The organism is Nostoc sp. TCL26-01 (assembly GCF_013393945.1).
Lineage (GTDB): Bacteria > Cyanobacteriota > Cyanobacteriia > Cyanobacteriales > Nostocaceae > Trichormus.
In genome coordinates, this window is sequence record NZ_CP040297.1 from 69,189 (window position 1) to 89,394 (window position 20,206).

The following is a 20,206-nucleotide window of genomic DNA, read 5'->3' on the forward strand; positions in this document are numbered from 1 at the left end:
GAGTGCTGAGTGCTGAGTAATGAGTGCTGTTAGCGGAAGCGGGGCGTTTAGCCCGTGCTGAGTGCTGAGTAATTAATTATTCTCCTCTGCTCCCAATCCCCAATCCCCAATCCCCAATCCCCAATCCCTAAAACATCCGAAAAGGCTCAGATTTTTCAGTAAAGTGGATAGGCAGAATTGCTTCCACATTGTCTGGGGGGTTGGGAACTATGTAATGGGTAATGACTTCACCCCCATGTGCTTGTTCACCAGCCGCGATCCCGGCTTCAACTGCTCTTTTGACTTCTGCAACTTGTCCCCTAACTGCTACTAATAAGCGAGCGCTTTCTGCTTGACCATAATACACAAGTGTCACTGCGGCAGATTTTACCATTGCATCAGCTGCCGCCAACACAGCTGGAAAACCTAAAGTTTCGATTACGCCAACCGCCATTGGCATGGCATTAGCTCCTGATTAAAAAGTTAAGTGATACTAATTGTACGAGGCTTTAGATGTCATTGCGATACTGAGGGAGAAATTTCTTTAGTGAGTCGTGAGTGAAGGAGAGAAAGATTAATATGTTGTTTCCTTGTCACGCCAGTCACCTCAACGGGGGAAACCCCCGCACGGTGCTGGCTCCCCTTGTCTCCTCCATCCTCTTAAATATGCGATCGCCTAGAAAATACTCACATTGTCAATAAGTATTTTTACTCAAGTAATCCGTGAAATTCCCAGGAATTTTAGTGAAAATGTATCTTTAGTTTAGGTGAAATATTTTACAAACAATGTTACATTGAGAAATGTAAAGACAATATTAAGCTGTTTGAGCATCAAAATTACTGCTCTGGCTGGCAAACTACTGCCTAAGTCCAAGAAATCTATCATCTCCTGAGATTTCCTTTGGTGTCAACAGATTAAAAATGAGAGTAATTTTATGTATTTTTGTTGCAATAGTTGGTAGGTTATTGAAGGTTCAACAAAGATAAATCACTCTTCTGCTGTTCCTAAAAAGTTAGATATGTTTACTAGTTTAGTAGTCAGAAGTTGCCTAATTATTAGGTAATTTTCATGTCTACTTTCTCAAACGCCTCTTGATTTTTTGAAAATTTGGAGGCAATTCAATCATGTCAATTCTAAGGATATTAGGCATTGAGGGAAAATTATGTTTGCTGGTTGGCTGAATATAATTGCTCAAGTTCAATCTAGAAAAATCGTGTCAAAAGTATTGATTATGGGATATCAATAAATTTTTCTAAAAAATTTTTATGGATAATGTGCAACAACTAGCAAATAGTGATATGTTTAGAAATGTGAAGTTAATCTAAAGCACCTTCGTCAACAACAACTACTACTAATCAGGTGCGGTTTCTTTGATTAATGATTAATCCTAGAATTTTTGAACATATCTAGACTCATCTGTTAAGCAACAGGGAAGTAGGATACTTTTTTTCTGCTTATATGGTGTTTCTGAGGTTTAATGGCACTGTTTATTCTCTAGTGCTTTACCTTGATATGACAGAGTTTTCGTAACTGCCAAAATCTGCTGTAGGCTAGCTCTTATTTCTCATGAGAAATTAGGGAAGATACTGCTGCAAAAACATTAATATCTTGGCGAGAACGTCTAAAAATTTCAGCCAGATATTGATAATTATGTATTGCAATCAGAGGTCAAAAATATGAGTATCGTCCAAACAAAGTTTGAAGCACAAGCAACATCTTTTCATGTAGAGGGATACGAAAAAATTGCATACGATTTAGTTTATGTAGATGGAGTTTTTGAGATTACAAATCCAGAGTTAGCAGATACATACAGTAACTTTGGTAGATGCTTGGCAATTGTAGATGCTAATGTCAGTCAGCTATATAGTCAGCAAATTCAGAAATACTTCCAGTATTACAATATTGACTTGACACTGTTTCCCATTACTATTACCGAACCAAATAAGACTATCCAAACATTTGAGAAAGTTGTAGATGTCTTTGCAGATTTCCGATTAGTCCGCAAAGAACCAGTCTTAGTCATAGGTGGTGGTTTAATTACAGATGTTGTAGGTTTTGCTTGCTCTGCATATCGTCGTAGCAGCAATTATATCCGTATTCCTACCACCCTGATAGGATTAATCGATGCTAGTGTGGCGATTAAAGTAGCCGTGAATCACAAGAAGCTGAAAAATCGTTTAGGTGCTTATCATGCTTCACAAAAAGTGTTCTTAGATTTTTCCTTACTGCGTACTTTACCAATAGACCAAGTGCGTAACGGTATGGCGGAGTTAGTCAAAATCGCCGTAGTCGCACACCAAGAAGTGTTTGAGTTATTGGAAAAGTACGGTGAAGAATTGCTGTACACTCACTTTGGTAATGTAGATGCCACACCAGAGATCAAAGAAATAGCTCATCGTCTGACATACAAAGCTATCCACAAGATGTTGGAGTTGGAAGTACCCAACTTACACGAGTTAGACCTAGATAGGGTGATTGCTTATGGTCACACTTGGAGTCCGACTTTAGAACTTGCACCTCATATTCCCATGTTCCACGGTCACGCAGTCAATATTGATATGGCATTGTCAGCAACGATCGCAGCTCGCAGAAACTACATTACCACACAAGAGCGCGATCGCATCTTAGGCTTAATGAGTCGGATTGGTTTATCACTGGATCATCCTTTGTTGGATGCAGAACTGCTATGGCGTGCTACTGAGTCTATCACCTTAACCCGTGATGGTTTACAAAGAGCTGCCATGCCCAGACCTATTGGTAGTTGCTTCTTTGCCAATGACTTAACAAAAGAAGAATTAACCGCAGCTTTAGCAGAACATAAAGAACTCTGCACTCGTTATCCTCGTGGTGGTGAAGGTGTAGATGTGTACCCCAACTATCAAAAAGAATTAATTGGGAGTAGCAAATCATGACGAATGTGATTGTCAAATCTACAGCCAGGCCTGTGACACCACTGGGAATTTTAACCGAGAAATTAGCAGTAGTTGTGCAAGAAGTCAAGCAACACTCAGATTTACCAGAGTCGTTGGTTACTGAAATTCATCAAGCCTGGAGTTTAGCTGCTGGTTTAGATTCCTATCTAGAAGAATGCACTACTCCAGAATCGCCGGCTTTGGCTACATTAGCCAAAACAACAGCCCAAGAAGCCTGGGGAGAACACTTTAGCGGTGGTACAACCGTCCGTCCCTTGGAACAGGAGATGTTATCTGGTCACATAGAAGGGCAAACACTGAAGATGTTTGTCCATATGACTAAGGCGAAAAAAGTCTTAGAAATCGGGATGTTTACAGGTTATTCAGCCCTAGCAATGGCGGAAGCTTTACCAGAGGACGGATTGCTGGTAGCTTGTGAAGTAGACCCATATGCAGCCGAAATTGGTCAAAAGGCTTTTGCACAATCTCCCCACGGTACGAAAATTCGGGTGGAATTGGGTGCAGCATTGGCAACTTTGCACAGGTTAGCAGAGGCGGGAGAATCCTTTGACTTAGTGTTTATCGATGCGGATAAAAAGGAGTACACAGAGTATTTTCAGCTATTGCTAGATACAAATTTGCTAGCTGCTAATGGCTTTATCTGTGTAGATAACACATTATTGCAAGGGGAAGTATATCTAGCACCAGAAAAACGGAGTGTGAACGGTGAAGCGATCGCTCAATTTAATCATACTGTCAGCCGTGACCCCCGTGTGGAACAAGTACTGTTGCCATTGCGTGATGGTTTGACGATTATCCGCAGAACAACACCTTAATTGTCCAATTGAGTATGGCACAATCTCTTCCCTTGACTTCTGTTTTTGCTACACCGTCTGTTCCCTCCCAGACGAAAATAGCCGCAATTATCCAAAACATCGGTACTTTGGCTTTGCTGTTGCTAGCATTACCCATCAATGCCATCATTGTTTTCTTATCCCTACTAGCTTTCCGTCCTGTAAAAACCAAAGCAGCAAACCCCAAAAACATTTTGATTAGTGGTGGGAAAATGACCAAAGCTTTGCAACTAGCAAGGTCATTTCATGCTGCTGGACACCGAGTAGTTTTGCTAGAAACCCATAAATACTGGCTGACTGGACATCGTTTTTCGCAAGCGGTAGATAAGTTTTATACAGTTCCCGCACCCCAGGAAAACCCACAAGCCTATACTCAGGCTTTAGTAGATATCATCAAACAAGAAAATATTGATATCTATATTCCCGTCACCAGTCCGGTGGGTAGCTACTACGACTCCTTAGCCAAACCAGCCTTATCGCCTCATTGCGAAGTATTGCATTTTGATGCAGAGATTACGCAAATGCTAGATGATAAATTTGCCTTTGCCGAGAAAGGGCGATCGCTTGGTTTATCAGTCCCCAAATCCTTTAAAATTACATCAGCCGAACAAGTCCTCAATTTCGACTTCTCTGGTGAATCTCATCCATACATCCTCAAAAGCATCCCTTACGACTCAGTCCGCCGCTTAGATTTAACCAAACTTCCCTGTCCGACACCAGAAGCAACAGCCGCCTTCGTCAACAGCTTACCCATCAGTCCCGAAACACCGTGGATTATGCAAGAATTCATCCCAGGTAAAGAATTCTGCACCCACAGCACCGTCAGAGACGGCGAACTACGACTACATTGCTGCTGCGAATCATCAGCATTCCAAGTCAACTATGAGAACGTCGAAAACCCACAAATCATCGACTGGGTGAAACATTTTGTCCAAGAACTCAAACTGACTGGACAGATTTCCTTCGACTTCATCCAAACTGAAGACGGTAAAATCTACGCCATCGAGTGTAACCCCCGCACTCACTCAGCCATCACCACATTTTACAACCATCCCCTAGTCGCCCAAGCCTACCTAGACACAGAACCATTAGCCACAACCCTACAACCACTCAAAACCAGCAAACCTACTTACTGGACATATCACGAAGCTTGGCGCGTAACCGGTATCCGTTCCTTCACCCAGTTACGCAAATGGCTGCAAAATATTTGGCGAGGAACCGACGCAATTTATCAACCACATGACCCCCTACCATTCCTCATGGTACATCATTGGCAAATTCCCCTACTCCTCCTCAAAAACCTTAGCCACCTCAAAGGCTGGACAAGAATAGATTTCAACATCGGTAAATTAGTAGAACCCAACGGAGATTAACCCACCCCAAAGCGCAGAGAAAAAACCAACTCCGCGTACCTCTGTCTTGAAAAGTTTCCTACGGCGGGAAACCCGCCTACAGAACTTTTCGCTGCGCTGACCTCCCCATACCTCTGCGTTTAAAAACCCTCTCCCCTCCCCCTCCAAAAATGTCAACCACACAAATAAAAACTTACCTAAACACCCAAAAAGACTATGATCTTTCCCAAAGTTTACATGATTTATTCGCCGCCCAAGCAGAAAAAACCCCCCAAGCGATCGCCTTAACTTTTGAACAGCAACAACTCACCTATCAAGAATTAAACACCAAAGCCAACCAACTAGCCCATTATTTACAAAAACTAGGAGTACAACCAGAAACATTAGTCGGTGTTTGTGCAGAACGTTCCCTAGAAATGGTCATTTGTTTACTCGGAATTCTCAAAGCTGGCGGGGCTTACATTCCCATTGATCCCGAATATCCCCAAGAACGCTTGAGATTTATGGTAGAAGATTCTCAAGTACAAATATTACTAACGCAAGCAAAATTACTATCACAAATTCCCCAAAATCCAGCACAAACTATCTGTATTGATACAGCCTGGCCAGAAATTTCTCTACAACCAAATACCAATCCCACCAGCAACACTCAACCAGAAAATCTGGCTTACGTCATCTACACCTCTGGTTCCACTGGCAAACCCAAAGGTGCAATGAACACCCACAAAGGGATATGTAATCGGTTGCTATGGATGCAGGAAACTTATCAAATCAATTCCACAGATAGCATCTTACAAAAAACACCTTTTAGTTTTGATGTCTCTGTCTGGGAATTTTTCTGGACGCTATTAACTGGCGCTCGTTTAGTCATAGCCAAACCAGGTGGACATAAAGATAGTGCATATCTAATAGATTTAATCATTCAAGAAAAAATCACCACCTTACATTTCGTTCCCTCCATGCTACAAGTGTTTTTAGAAAATTCTGTCGTGGAGAAATGTACCTCAATTAAAAGAGTGATTTGTAGCGGTGAAGCTTTGCCACTCAGCTTACAAAATAGATTTTTCCAACGTTTAAAATGCGAGTTACACAATCTCTATGGCCCTACAGAAGCAGCCATTGATGTGACTTTCTGGCAATGTCAAAAAAATAGTAATTTAAAAACTGTACCTATCGGTCGTCCCATTGCCAATACCCAAATTTATATTCTTGATCCCGATTTACAACCAGTTCCCATAGGTGTTACAGGGGAAATTTATATTGGTGGTGTTGGGGTAGGACGTGGTTATTTAAACCGGGAAGAATTAACTAATGAAAGATTTATCTTGAATCCTTTTAACAAAGAACGACTTTATAAAACTGGTGATTTAGGACGTTATTTACCAGATGGCAATATTGAATATGTTGGCAGAATAGACTATCAAGTCAAAATTCGTGGACATCGGATTGAAATTGGCGAGATTGAAAACACCCTATCTTCACATCCACAAGTCAGAGAAGCTGTAGTGATTGCTGATGGTGAAGCTAACCAAGAAAAGCAACTAATTGCTTATCTTACTTCTCATTTAGAGCCACCAACACTTCATAGTTTACGCGAATTTTTACATTCCAAGTTACCAAATTTCATGATTCCTTCTGCTTATGTGATGCTGGAAAATCTTCCCTTAAATCCTAGTGGTAAAGTAGACCGTCAAGCTTTACCAAAACCAGATAGATTTAATTTTACAGCTAGTAATACCTTTGTAGCCCCGCGTAACCAAATAGAAGCACAACTAGTCCAAATATGGACAGAAATTTTGCATTTACCCCACATAGGTGTGCAAGACAACTTTTTAGCGATCGGTGGTGATTCACTCAAAGCGTTACATTTAATTGCTAAAATTGAGCAGTTGTTTGGCAGAGAAATACCATTAGCAACACTTTTAACTAATCCCGTCATTGAAGATTTAGCAAAAGTTCTCCAAGACAATAATTACTCAATTAGTAATTCACCTCTAGTTCCCATCCAAACAAAAGGAAATCAACCACCTTTTTTCTGTATACATCCGGCTGGTGGTCATGTTTTATGCTATTTTCAACTAGCCAATTATCTGGGAACTGATCAACCATTTTACGGCTTACAAGCTCAAGGTTTTTATGGAGATGCTGAACCTTTGACAAGTGTCGAAGATATGGCAAGTCTCTATGTACAAACTATCAGAGAATTTCAACCCCAAGGGCCTTATCATGTTGGTGGTTGGTCTTTTGGTGGAGTCGTGGCTTATGAAGTAGCACAACAATTATCTAGACAAGGACAGGAAGTTGCGTTACTGGCAATATTAGATTCTTATGTGCCAATTTTATTGGATAAACAAAAACCAATTGATGATGTTTATTTAGTTGGTGTGCTTTCTAGAGTATTTGGAGGGATGTTTGGCCAAGATAATCTAGTGACACCAGAAGAAATAGAGTATCTTAGTGTAGAAGCAAAAATTGACTATATTATCGATAAAGCTAGGAAAGCACAAATCTTTCCGCCTGGTGTAGAACGTCAAAATAATCGCCGGATTCTTGATGTTTTAGTCGGTACTCTCAAAGCAACTTATGCTTATGTGCGACAACCGTATCCAGGTAAAGTCACTATTTTTAGAGCTAAAGAAAAGCATATCATGGCTCCTGACCCAACTTTAGTTTGGGTAGAGTTATTTTCTGTGATGGCAGCGAAGGATATCAGGATTATAGACGTACCGGGCAATCATTATTCGTTTGTTTTGCAGCCTCATGTCCAGGTTTTAGCACAACGCCTGAAAGCTTGTCTTGAGGGTGTCGAATAAAGAGTTTTTTTGCGTGTATGTTTAATAGACATCTCCAAAAATTAATTCTGCGTTGCCCAAAATCCTTGTAGAGACGTTGCAGTGCAACATCTCTACATTCATTTTCGCATATACTTAATGAGTCAGTATTCATTTGGGAACACTAAATGCAGAAATTGTCAGATTTAGTGTTATGAATCCGAATACGGTGAGTATCTCTGGGTATCAAGTCAACGAAGAAATTTACAATGGTTCTAGAACCGTTGTTTATCGAGGGTATCGAGAAAGCGATCGCTTAAAAGTAGTTATTAAACTATTAAAAAACCATTATCCCAGTTTTAGTGAACTTTTGGCCTTTCGCAACCAGTATACTATTGCTAAAAATCTCAACTCTCCTTTAATTATCCAAACTTATAGTCTAGAACCATACCAAAATGGCTATGGGTTAATTATGGAGGATTTTGGCGGCATTTCCCTAAGAACATGGGGAATTGAAGGAAAACTAAGATCGCTAGCAGAATTTTTACCTGTGGCGATCGCTCTCTGCGATGCCTTAAATATACTATATCACAATCGGATTATTCATAAAGATATTAAACCCGTCAATATTTTAATTAATCCCGACACTCAACAAGTTAAATTAATAGACTTTAGTATTGCTTCTTTACTTGCTAAAGAAACACAAACATTTATCAATCCCCATATCTTAGAAGGCACACTGGCTTATATATCTCCAGAACAAACTGGTAGAATGAATCGCTCAATTGATTATCGGACTGATTTCTATTCTTTAGGTGTAACGTTCTATGAATTATTGACTGGTGAATTACCTTTTATATCTGATGATCCAATGGAGTTAGTGCATTGTCATCTGGCGAAAATACCGACTGTCTTAGGGAATAGGGAACAGGTAACAGGGGACAGGGAACAGGTGACAGGGGACAGGGGACAGGGAATAGGGAATAGGGAAGAGATTCCCCAGGTACTGTCAGATATTGTCATGAAATTGATGGCAAAGAATGCGGAGGATCGATATCAAACTGCTTTAGGTTTGAAGTTTGATTTGGAAAATTGTTTACATCAACTCACAACAACTGGACAAATTCAACACTTTGCCATTGCTCAACGAGATGTAGGCGATCGCTTCATCATTCCTGATCAACTCTATGGTAGAGAAACCCCTGTCAAAACTCTACTAGCAGCATTTGAGCGAGTTAGTTTGGGTGCAACAGAAATGATGTTGGTGGCTGGGTTTTCCGGCATTGGTAAAACAGCAGTAGTCAATGAAGTTCATAAACCGATTGTGCGGCAACGGGGCTATTTTATCAAAGGCAAATATGACCAATTTCAACGGAATATCCCCTTCAGTGCTTTTTTGCAAGCATTTCGAGATTTAATCAAGCAATTGTTAACAGAAACTGATGCACAAATTCAGCAATGGAGAAATCAGATATTAGCAGCCTTGGGAGATAATGCACAGGTAATCATTCAAGTTATTCCTGAGTTATCACAAATTATTGGGACACAACCACCTGTACCAGAATTATCAGGAACGGCTGCCCAAAATAGATTTAATTTATTATTCCCAAAATTTACGCAAGTTTTTACCAGTGCCGAACATCCGTTAGTGATCTTCATTGATGATTTGCAATGGGCTGATACTGCGTCTTTGAACTTAATTCAATTATTCATGACAGATACAAAATATCTGTTGTTAATTGGTGCTTATCGTGATAATGAAGTCACTCCAGGACATCCATTAATATCAACTTTAAGTGATCTGGCAAAAACAGGAGTCACTATTAATAAAATTACCTTAGCACCACTAAGCCAACTTCAGGTAAATAAATTAGTTGCTGACACACTCAAATGTACAGAATCCTATGTCTATCATCTTTCTGGCTTAATTTATCAGAAAACCAAAGGTAATCCGTTTTTTACAACCCAATTTCTCAAAGCATTACATCAAGAAAACTGCATTCAATTTGATTTTGAATTAGGCTGTTGGCAATGTGATATTACACAAGTGAATCAGCAAACGCTGACAGATGATGTCGTCGCTTTTATGGCATGGCAATTAGGCAAACTACCTCCATCAATTCAACGAGTTTTGCAGTTAGCTGCCTGTATCGGCAATCAGTTTGATTTAGCAACTTTGGTAATTGTGTCCGAACAATCAGAAATTGTATTGGCAACTGAGTTATGGCAAGCCTTACAAGCGGGATTAATTTTACCAATTAGTGATGTTTATAAGTTCTATCAGGGAGAACATCATGATAAATTAGAGCTAGCAAAAGCCAATACTACTCAACAATTAGCACAATATAAATTTTTGCACGACCGAGTACAGCAAGCAGCTTATTCCCTAATTCCTACTCACCAAAAACAAGCCACTCATCTGAAAATTGGACAATTACTCCAGCAAAATTTATCGGAAATAGAGCAAGCAGAAAAACTGTTTGATATTGTCGGGCATTTGAACAAAGCCAGAGACTTAATCAGTCAACCACAAGCACAGGAAACCTTAGCTCAACTCAATTTAAAAGCTGGCATTAAGTCCAGAAAATCTACAGCCTACGCCGCAGCCAGAGAGTATTTACAAACAGGTATAGAATTGCTACAGCCAAACTCGTGGCAGCATCAATATGAATTGACTTTACACCTGCATATTGCAGCTGCGGAAGTGAGTTATTTACATGGTGACTTTGATAGTCTAGAACAGATCGGAACATTAGTTTTGCAAAAATCTCAGACAATTTTAGATAAAGTTAAAATTTACGAAATTCAAATTGCAGCACAAACTTTACAAAGTAATGTATTACAAGCGATCGCTATTGGTAGAAAAGCCTTATCTGAATTTGGGATTGAACTACCTTTAGAAGCTGATGAAGCCAAAATTAGCCAAGCATTACAAGCCCTAGCTACCCAACTCGCAGGCAGACAAGTTGCAGACTTAATCGATTTACCACTAACAACTGATACTAACACTCAAGCTGCCATGCAAGTGATGGGAATGTTGTTTGCCCCAATTATCCAAGGAATGCCGAGTTTGTTACCATTGCTCAGTTCCACGATGGTGAGTTTATCTCTTCAATCTGGCAATAGTGTCGCATCAACAACTGGGTATGCTATTCATGGGATGGTGATGTCTGCTTTCTTGGGAGATGTTATTACAGGCTATGCTTTTGGTAAATTGGCGCTAAATTTACTAGAAAAATTGCTAATACAAGAGCTGAAAACTATCGTGATGTTTCTGTTTGGCTGCTTTATTCAGCACCATCAAGAGGAATTAAGTGCCACAGTCCCTATTTTGAAAGCAGCTTACCATGCAGGAATAGAAACAGGTAACTTCGTTCACGCTGGTTATGCCCTAGCAACGCACAGTAATGCCAGATTTTTTAGTGGTGCAGAACTAGATAGTTTTGTGCAAGACATGACAGATTATAGTGTGGCATTGGCTCAGGTGAAACAATATTCGGCTCAAGCGTATGTAGATATGGGAAGGCAAATAGCCGAAAACTTGATGCAACCAGTCATGCAACCACATTGCTTAATCGGCAATGCTTACAATGAAACAGTCATGCTGCCTAAGCATCAGCAGGATCATGATCTTACAGCGATCGCTGAACTTTATATCTACAAACTGCTACTTGCTTACTGTTTTGGTAATTATACAGATGCTAGCAACTACATTGCCCAAGCTCAGTTATATTTTATGGCACTATCGGGAACGGTTTATATTCCCGTTTTCCACTTTTATGCAGCTCTAACATATCTAGCACTTTTCCCCACTCAGCCAGAAATCGAGTCAGCCGAAAGTTTAGCTCTAGCTCAAACTCATCAAACCATACTGCATCAATGGGCGCAAAATAACCCCATGAATCATTTACACAAATGGTATTTAGTTGCAGCTGAACATCACAGAGTTTTGGGTGAAAAAATTGCTGCCATTGAATGTTATGACAAAGCCATCACCCTGGCAAAAGCACATCAATTCATTCACGAAGAAGCCTTAGCCAACGAACTGGCAGCAAAATTCTATCTCGACTGGAGTAAAGAGCGCCTTGCCAGAGAACACATAATCCAAGCTTATTATGGCTATGCTCACTGGGGTGCAAAAGCCAAAGTTGCCCATCTAGAAGAATCTTACCCACAACTCCTAGCTCCCATCCTCAAACAAACTCGGACGACGCTCTCAGTTAACGAAACTCTATTCACTTTTGCCAATGTCACCTGTACCAGTTCAGCCACTGCCACCAATCACAGTATTGCTGTAGCCTTAGACTTAGCAGCGATTCTTCAAGCTTCCCAAACCATCTCCAGTGAAATCGAACTGGAAAAACTACTGGTATCTTTGCTAGATATTGTCATCGAAAATGCCGGAGCTGATAAGTGTGTATTCATGCTAATGGAGTCAGATCAATTATTGATTCGGGCATTAGCAAAGCTGGATAGCAATACCCAAATACTCACCCATTCACAGCCTGTAGAAGACTCCTTAGATGTGCCAGTTGGCTTAATTCATACCGTCAAGCGCAGTTTAGAACATGTGGTAATTACTGATGCCACAGTGCATATATCATTAATTAATGACTCTTACATTCAGCAACGACAGCCGAAAAGTATCTTGTGTAGCCCCATTTTGCATCAGGGTAAGTTGCTAGCTGTATTGTACTTAGAAAACAATGTTACTACTGGAGCCTTTACCAGCGATCGCGTCGAACTCCTCAACTTACTTTGCACTCAAACAGCAATTTCTCTAGAAAATGCCCGACTTTATCGCCATTCCCAAAATTATGCCCAACAGTTAGAGCAATCTGTAGCGAAATTACAAGCCAATGAAATCCGGTTTCACAATTTGGCAAATAATATTCCTGGGATGGTATACCAATTCCGTCTAGCCCCAGATGGTTCAACTTCTACACCCTACGTTAGTTCTGGCTGTTGGGACTTATACGGGTTAGATCCAGACGAGGTAATGGCAGGAAAGCAAAGCCTTTACACCTTACACCATCCTGACGATCATCCAGCCATTTATCAGGCGATCGCCTACTCTGCCCAAAATCTGACCCCATTTGAGCAAGAATGGCGGATTATCCTGCCGTCAGGAACGGTGAAATGGGTACAATCGGCGGCTCGCCCACAACGCGAAGACGATGGCGCTATCCTGTGGGATGGGGTGGTAATTGATATTAGCGATGTTCATAAAGAACTACACTTACGCAAACAGGCAGAAATTTCTCTACAACAAGCCCAATTACAAATTATCCAAAGTGAAAAGATGTCAGCATTGGGTAATTTAGTTGCTGGTGTTGCTCACGAAATGAATAATCCCCTCGGTTTTATGGCTGCAAGTCTTAAACAAGCCAAACCAGCGATCGCTGATATTGTAGAACATTTAAAACTCTATCAAGCAAAACTGCCTCATGGCAGTGATGAAATTAACGATCATGCCAGAGAAATCGACCTAGATTACAGTTTAGAAGACTTACCAAAAATGCTGGATGCCATGACAATGGCTTGTGACAGACTCAAAAATATTAGCACCAGTTTGAGAACATTTTCTCGTGCTGATAAAGATTACAAAGTCCTATTTAATATCCATGAAGGTATAGATAGCACAATTTTAATTTTAAAACATCGTCTCAAAGCTAACGAACAACATCCCCTCATTGAAGTGATCAAAAATTACGGTAATTTACCTAAAATTGAATGCTTTCCTGGGCAACTAAATCAAGTATTTATGAATATTATTGCTAATGCCATTGATGCCTTAGAAGAATCAAATCATGGACGTAGATTTGAGGAAATTAAAGATAATCCCAACTGCATTACAATCACAACTTCAGCCCAAGAGCAGCAAATTCAAATTGTCATTGCTGATAACGGCATCGGCATGACAGAACAAGTCAAACAGAAGATTTTTGACCACTTATTTACTACCAAAGCTGTCGGTAAAGGTACAGGCTTAGGACTTGCGATCGCTCGGCAAATTGTCGAAGAAACTCACACTGGCACGCTGAACTGTATTTCTGTTTTAGCAAAAGGTACAGAATTTGTGATTACCTTACCAGTGTCAACAAAATCAGAACGGATGTAGTTGCACACACATTAAAATCAGCGAGATTTTATGTGCGATCGCTACAACTTATATCATTTCACGTTAATCATGATACACATAAATTATGTAAAGACGTTGCAATGCCACGTCTCTACTATTTAACGCTACAAAATGCACAAACGCCCCAGCGTTGGAGTTCACCGGGAGGTGTCGGGCATTGGCAATGAGGGCAGAGGGGTAAATCTTGCGATCGCTCTTGTCTCATCTTGGCCCAATTCTGGAACACCTGATTAACATCTTGATTTATAGGTGCAACTTTACCATCATAGACATCATCAGCCAAATCACCCAAAAAACTGGGATGTTGATTCACCGTTGATTCTGACTCAACCACAGGTGGATGATATTGCCAACCAGCCGTAGCAAAACGAATATCTACTAAAGGCTGAGATAGCTTTTCATTTAACTTCAAAAGTAATTTTTGGCGGCTAAATGTCAAATTCTGCGCCCAAGCAGCACTAGAAGTTGCCACTCGTAAGACATCACGTTGCACTGATAAAGGTTGAGTTTCGGCAGCAATTATCACCCCCACAACTTCCGCCCAATATTGACACACTTGCTGAAATGGTTGTTCTTGCCATTTAGCTTGCTTTTGCAAAACACTTAAAATATCATTGACAGATTTTAAAGACATTGAAAAGCAGGTATTGAGGTAATGAGTCAAAATCATCTCACAGATGCCGACACTGGATTAAAACCAGGATTAGCAGCAGCATTAGCAAGTTTAGAAGTGCAGTTAGAACAAGAGTTAACCCGTTACCGACGCACTCGCATGGGCGTGAAAGCAGCTAACCAGCCCCGTGTAAATAGTTATGCTAACAATTATCCTCAAGAATCGCCTACTAGAAATGCCACAGTAGCAGATACCCCACCAGCAGAAATCAAACTTCCTATCAATGCCATTGTGGAAACTCCGCCAGAAATACCAGTAGCCACTATCACCACAGCCATAACTGATACACCGCAAATACCCCCTAAACCTGAAGCCAACACACAAATTCCCCTACCTGCGGCTAGTGTTAACGATAGTAGTATGGTGTCAGCGATCGCTCAATCTTATCCAGGTGAAAAACTGTTAGCAGAAGAAACTCCCAGCCAACCCGATGACTATTTAGAATCCAGTGAAGCCCTATTACGTAGTTTGACAGATGAACAACCCGAAACCACTCAACCCAATAATTCTAGTGATAGTCTATTATCTCCTCTGGGTATAGGTTCCATGCTGCTGTTATTGGTAGCCAGCCTGACATTAGGTTACGTAGTTTTTAACCCCAAAAGTTTACCTCAGCTAAATTTTAGTAAATTATTCAACAGCAACTCATCTCCCAAGGCAGAAAATCCCCAAACAGTTGCTGATCAATCCCAACCCCAGTTACAGCCAGAACCTACACTCATACCTAAATATCCCAATCTAGCCGCCAAAGAGTTTCCCGAAGTCCGCAACCCTAATGATGTAGTCGGCTTACAACCCAAAGTCCAACCAACGCCTACAGCACTACCAGTCAACCCCGTTCCCATTCAACCCCTAGTTATTCCTCCAGTTGCCAGCCCAGTACCACAACTACAGCCTTTACCATCCCTGAATGTATCACCAAAGCCTCAAGCAACTGCAACACCATCCCCAGCCAATGCAGAAATCAAACCGTCAGCAGACGGAGTGTTTCATATCGTGGTAGATAATCAAGGTAATAATGCTCTGACAAATGCCAGAAAAATAGTTCCCGATGCCTACTTGTCACGCAACAGCACATTAATTTATCTGGCTACACTCAAGACAAAAGAAGAAGCGCAACAAAGGTTAAAACAGCTACAAGCTAAAGGGATTAAAGCCAGAGTGCAGCAACCGTGACTTGTAAAAATTTACGATACCATAGGGGAAACAAGAGATCAAATCAAAAAAATTAATTTTGAATTTTGCATTCCCTCTGGGGCTGACTGGCGGAAAATGAATGGAGAGCCGAGACTATGGAATTAATCAAGCGTATCCAACGGGTGATTCGCGCTAACCTCAACAGTGTGCTAGCCAGTACAGAAGATCCAGAAAAAATTCTGGAACAAACCGTCATGGAAATGCAAGAAAATTTACTGCGACTGCGACAGGGAGTAGCACAAGCGATCGCCACCCAAAAACGCACAGAACGCCAAGCAGCATCGGCTCAATCCACAGCAGAAGAATGGTATCGTCGCGCCCAATTAGCCATCCAACAAGGTAATGAACCTTTAGCCAGAGAAGCCTTGACAAAACGCCAAGCTTATGTACAAACTGCCACCACCCTGACTCAACAAAGAGGAGAGCAAGTAGAAATAGTAGATAGACTCAAAAAAGATATGCGGACACTGGAGTTAAAAATTGCCGAAGCAAAAACCAAAAAGGATATGTACATTGCTCGCGCTCGTTCAGCCGAAGCATCGTATAAACTCCAAGAAATGTTAAGCGGTACATCTGCAACTAGCAGCTTGAGTGCTTTTGAGCGCATGGAAGAAAAAGTTTTGCAAATAGAAGCCAAATCAGAACTCATCAATCAACTCGGCAGTGACGACTTACAAAAAAAATTCGCTACTCTAGAAGCTGCCCAAGACATTGACACCGAAATAGCAGCCATGAAAACCCAAGCCCTACACGAAGCTGAAAAGCCTCCGCAACTGCCATCTGGGAGTGGGGAGTGAGGGAGTGCTGAGTGCTGTTAGCGGTAGCGGGGCGTTTAGCCCGTGCTGAGTGCTGAGTGGGGAGTGTACTTCGACTGCGCTCAGTAACCGGGAGTGAGGGAGTGATGAGTGTTGAGTGGTTAAACTGTAAGATATATTTTAAAAATTAGCGGGTATTGAAACGTACTGAACCCAACCGGAAAGATTACATTGAGAGTGGAAGCTATTAAATAATGAAGAGTGATGAGTTAAAAGTGCTGAGTGAAAATTGAGGAGTGAGAGAAAATTAAGACAGAGGAGCAGAGGAGCAGAGGAGAATAATTAATTACTCTAACTACTCAGCACTCAGCACTCAGCACTCCCTCACTCCCTCATCACTGAGTAACTTAAAAAGCAAACTGTTCAACCAAGCGCGTAAACTCCAAAGGAAAAATAAAGTTATGGGATTATTTGATCGCATTAAGCGAGTAGTCAGTGCCAACCTCAACGACTTAGTTAATAAAGCTGAAGATCCAGAAAAAATGCTGGAGCAAGCCATCCTGGAGATGCAGGAAGACTTGGTACAGTTACGCCAAGGTGTAGCCCAAACCATCGCGGCGCAAAAACGTACAGAGAAACAATATACTGATGCCCAAAATGAAATTAATAAGTGGCAACGTAATGCTCAATTGGCATTGCAAAAAGGTGATGAGAACCTAGCACGACAAGCCCTTGAACGGAAAAAAACTTATACCGAAACCAGTACATCTCTCAAAGCTAGTCTAGATCAACAAGTCACTCAAGTAGACACCCTCAAGCGTAACCTCATCCAGCTAGAAAGCAAAATTTCTGAAGCCAAAACCAAGAAAGAAATGCTCAAAGCCCGGATTACCACCGCCAAAGCCCAAGAACAACTTCAAGGGATGGTGCGCGGGATGAATACCAGCAGTGCTATGGCTGCTTTTGAGCGCATGGAAGAAAAAGTCCTGATGCAAGAAGCCCGCGCCCAATCAGCCGCAGAATTGGCAGGCGCAGACTTAGAAACCCAATTTGCTCAACTAGAAGCTGGTAGCGATGTAGATGATGAATTAGCAGCCTTGAAAGCCTCCTTGGCTCCTGCACCCGAACAGAATCTACTACCCCCACAACAACAACAGCAACAAGCATCCACTCCTCCCAAATCGAACGAAGTGGTTGATTCTGAGTTAGATGCCCTCCGCAAACAATTGGATCAATTGTAAATTTGCCGATAACCATGACATATAGTCCCACACCTCTTGGTTGTGGGATTTTGTTTAGTTAGTCAATAGTCAATGGTCAATAGTCATTAGTCATTAGTCATTAGTCATTAGTCAATGGTCAATAGTCATTAGTCATTAGTCATTAGTCATTAGCTATCCTCTATACTCCCCTTGTCCCCTTGTCCCCCTGTCCCCTGTCGCCTTCCAATTTCCCTAAACTGACTACTTTGGTATAGAGTATTCTGTGTATCAACATTGTATTGATGTCAACTAATGGAGACTGCAATGAGTAAGGGTGTAATCACCATCACTGATGCTGAGTTTGAAACCGAAGTGTTGAAAGCCAAGCAGCCTGTATTAGTTTACTTTTGGGCTTCTTGGTGTGGGCCTTGTCAGCTAATGTCGCCGTTAATTAATCTGGCTGCTAATACCTACAGCGATCGCCTCAAGGTGGTCAAACTAGAAATCGATCCTAATCCTGTTACAGTCAAACAATACCAAGTAGAAGGTGTTCCAGCTCTGAGACTATTTAAAGGACAAGAACTATTAGACTCTACCGAAGGAGTGATTGGCAAAGACAAATTACTCAATTTCCTAGATTCGCATTTAAATAATAATTAGTCCATAGTCAATAGTCCATAGCCATGACTAATGACTGTTGACTGTTGACTAATGACTAATGACCAATGACTAATATGCAATTTGCTAGCCGTATACAACCCCTAAAATCTAATGTATTTGCTGATATGGATAGGGCTAAGGCAATCGCCCTAGCAGCAGGTAGAGATTTAATTGATTTGTCTCTAGGATCTTCTGATTTGCCAGCTGAAGCTCATGTTTTGGAGGCGATCGCCAAATCCCTTTATGATCCTAGTACCCACGGTTATTTGTTATTTAATGGTACAAGGGAGTTTCGCCAAGCCGCAGCTGATTGGTACGCACAAAAATTTGGTGTCACAGTTGATCCGGAAACCGAAGTACTACCTTTGATTGGTTCCCAAGAAGGTACAGCGCATTTACCTTTAGCCTTGCTCAATCCTGGTGATTTTGCTCTCCTTCTCGATCCTGGCTATCCTTCTCATGCTGGGGGAGTCTACTTAGCTAGTGGGCAAATCTACCCGATGCCATTGCAGGCAGAAAATGACTTTTTACCAGTATTTACAGATATCCCAACTAGCGTCTTGGCTCAGTCGCGGATGATGGTGTTGAGCTATCCTCATAATCCTACAGCTGCGATCGCTCCTCTGTCTTTCTTCAAGGAAGCCGTCGCTTTCTGTCAACAGCACAATATTGCGCTAGTTCACGATTTCCCTTATGTAGATTTGGTGTTTGCTGGAAATGGGGACTGGGAAAAGCCCTCATCCCTTGTGCCTTCAATTCTCCAAGCTGACCTAGATAAGAGTGTATCTATTGAATTTTTCACTCTTTCCAAGTCTTACAATATGGGTGGATTCCGCATTGGCTACGCTATCGGTAATGCCCAGTTGATTCAGGCTCTGCGACAAATCAAGGCCGCCGTCGATTTTAATCAGTATCGGGGAATTCTGCACGGAGCGATCGCAGCTCTCTCTGGCCCTCAAACAGGAGTGCAAACTGCTGTTGCTACCTTCCGTCAACGGCGTGATACTTTTATTGATGCTTTGCACCGCATCGGTTGGTATGTCCCCACCCCCAAAGCTACAATGTACATCTGGGCAAAGTTACCTCCACATTGGCATCAAAACTCTATAGAATTTTGTACCCAATTAGTGAAACAAACAGGTGTAGCGGCTTCTCCTGGTGCTGGTTTCGGCAAATCTGGCGAAGGATACGTGCGTTTTGCTCTAGTTCACGAGCCATCTATCCTAGAAACTGCTGTTGAGAGAATCGCAGAATTTCTCTAGTCAAGAAAAATTTAGGTTGGGTAGAGGCTTTGCGTCACCCAACACTATCTGAAAAACCTCATATCTTGCACCAGGCGACTAGAAGTCGCAGCTACACAGACAAAACCCGCCTACGCGGGTTAAAAGCTTGATTTTATGTTAGTCCGCGCAGGCGGTGATACCATTTCACGTTAATCATGATACACATGAATTATGTAGAGACGTTGCATTGCAACGTCTCTACTGTTTCACATTTAAAGGAAATTGGTATGAGACCAGTCCTGTAGGCGGGTTTCCCGCCGTAGGGAACTGGCGTTAGCGTAGCGGTAGCGAGCTTGCGAGCGTCACCCGAAGGGACTTGGTTAGCAACTTTCACACTTGTTGATTATTACTATCTATGGAAAGAGAGAATTTATTGAGAACTGATGACAAGAAAACCTCAGTCTCAAGAATGATTTGGTCAATGA

The 20,206-nt window shown here is 41.5% G+C and carries 12 protein-coding genes; 10 read left to right on the forward strand and 2 right to left on the reverse strand.

The features are described 5' to 3' along the window. Window positions 1-127 precede the first annotated feature (127 nt). A complete protein-coding gene (locus FD725_RS00300; RefSeq protein WP_179046285.1) occupies window positions 128-439 on the reverse strand; it encodes a carbon dioxide-concentrating mechanism protein CcmK in 312 nt (103 codons plus the stop codon). Between the two features lie 1,217 nt (window positions 440-1,656). On the opposite strand from FD725_RS00300, the gene FD725_RS00305 reads away from it, so the two are divergent. The 5 genes from FD725_RS00305 to FD725_RS00325 all read left to right on the forward strand — a co-directional run bounded on the left by FD725_RS00305 (window position 1,657) and on the right by FD725_RS00325 (window position 13,990). Further along, entirely contained in the window at window positions 1,657-2,892 is a 1,236-nt protein-coding gene (locus tag FD725_RS00305) for a sedoheptulose 7-phosphate cyclase (protein WP_179046286.1), read from the forward strand. Beyond that, window positions 2,889-3,728 (forward strand): O-methyltransferase, encoded by an 840-nt coding sequence (locus FD725_RS00310; protein WP_179046287.1) that lies wholly within the window; start codon window positions 2,889-2,891, stop codon window positions 3,726-3,728. Before FD725_RS00305 ends, FD725_RS00310 begins: the two co-directional genes overlap by 4 nt. Window positions 3,729-3,742: 14 nt before the next feature. Next, a complete protein-coding gene (locus tag FD725_RS00315) occupies window positions 3,743-5,119 on the forward strand; it encodes an ATP-grasp domain-containing protein (RefSeq protein ID WP_179046288.1) in 1,377 nt (458 codons plus the stop codon). 149 nt (window positions 5,120-5,268) lie between these two features. After that, window positions 5,269-7,911: an amino acid adenylation domain-containing protein gene (locus tag FD725_RS00320; RefSeq protein ID WP_179046289.1), complete on the forward strand. Its 2,643-nt coding sequence runs from the start codon at window positions 5,269-5,271 to the stop codon at window positions 7,909-7,911. 172 nt (window positions 7,912-8,083) lie between these two features. Continuing rightward, complete coding sequence (locus FD725_RS00325; protein ID WP_179046290.1) at window positions 8,084-13,990, forward strand: ATP-binding sensor histidine kinase; 5,907 nt, start codon at window positions 8,084-8,086, stop codon at window positions 13,988-13,990. Window positions 13,991-14,105: 115 nt separating this feature from the next. On the opposite strand, the gene FD725_RS00330 is transcribed toward FD725_RS00325, so the two are convergent. Beyond that, the gene (locus FD725_RS00330) at window positions 14,106-14,645 is read right to left on the reverse strand and encodes a DciA family protein (RefSeq protein WP_179046291.1); all 540 of its coding nucleotides are present in this window, start codon (window positions 14,643-14,645) and stop codon (window positions 14,106-14,108) included. 21 nt (window positions 14,646-14,666) lie between these two features. Between FD725_RS00330 and FD725_RS00335 the strand changes: the two genes are divergently transcribed. From FD725_RS00335 to FD725_RS00355, 5 genes are all read left to right on the forward strand, one after another. Continuing rightward, window positions 14,667-15,860 (forward strand): hypothetical protein, encoded by a 1,194-nt coding sequence (locus tag FD725_RS00335; protein WP_179046292.1) that lies wholly within the window; start codon window positions 14,667-14,669, stop codon window positions 15,858-15,860. A 116-nt stretch (window positions 15,861-15,976) separates the two neighbouring features. Next, window positions 15,977-16,678, forward strand: coding sequence for a PspA/IM30 family protein (locus FD725_RS00340; RefSeq protein ID WP_179046293.1), 702 nt, complete (start codon window positions 15,977-15,979; stop codon window positions 16,676-16,678). Between the two features lie 419 nt (window positions 16,679-17,097). Next, window positions 17,098-17,877 (forward strand): PspA/IM30 family protein, encoded by a 780-nt coding sequence (locus tag FD725_RS00345; RefSeq protein WP_179046294.1) that lies wholly within the window; start codon window positions 17,098-17,100, stop codon window positions 17,875-17,877. A gap of 285 nt (window positions 17,878-18,162) precedes the next feature. Then, a complete protein-coding gene (locus FD725_RS00350) occupies window positions 18,163-18,498 on the forward strand; it encodes a co-chaperone YbbN (RefSeq protein WP_179046295.1) in 336 nt (111 codons plus the stop codon). A 65-nt stretch (window positions 18,499-18,563) separates the two neighbouring features. After that, window positions 18,564-19,760 carry an LL-diaminopimelate aminotransferase gene (locus tag FD725_RS00355; RefSeq protein ID WP_179046296.1) on the forward strand — a complete coding sequence of 399 codons (1,197 nt, stop codon included), beginning with the start codon at window positions 18,564-18,566 and terminating at the stop codon, window positions 19,758-19,760. Window positions 19,761-20,206 lie beyond the last annotated feature (446 nt).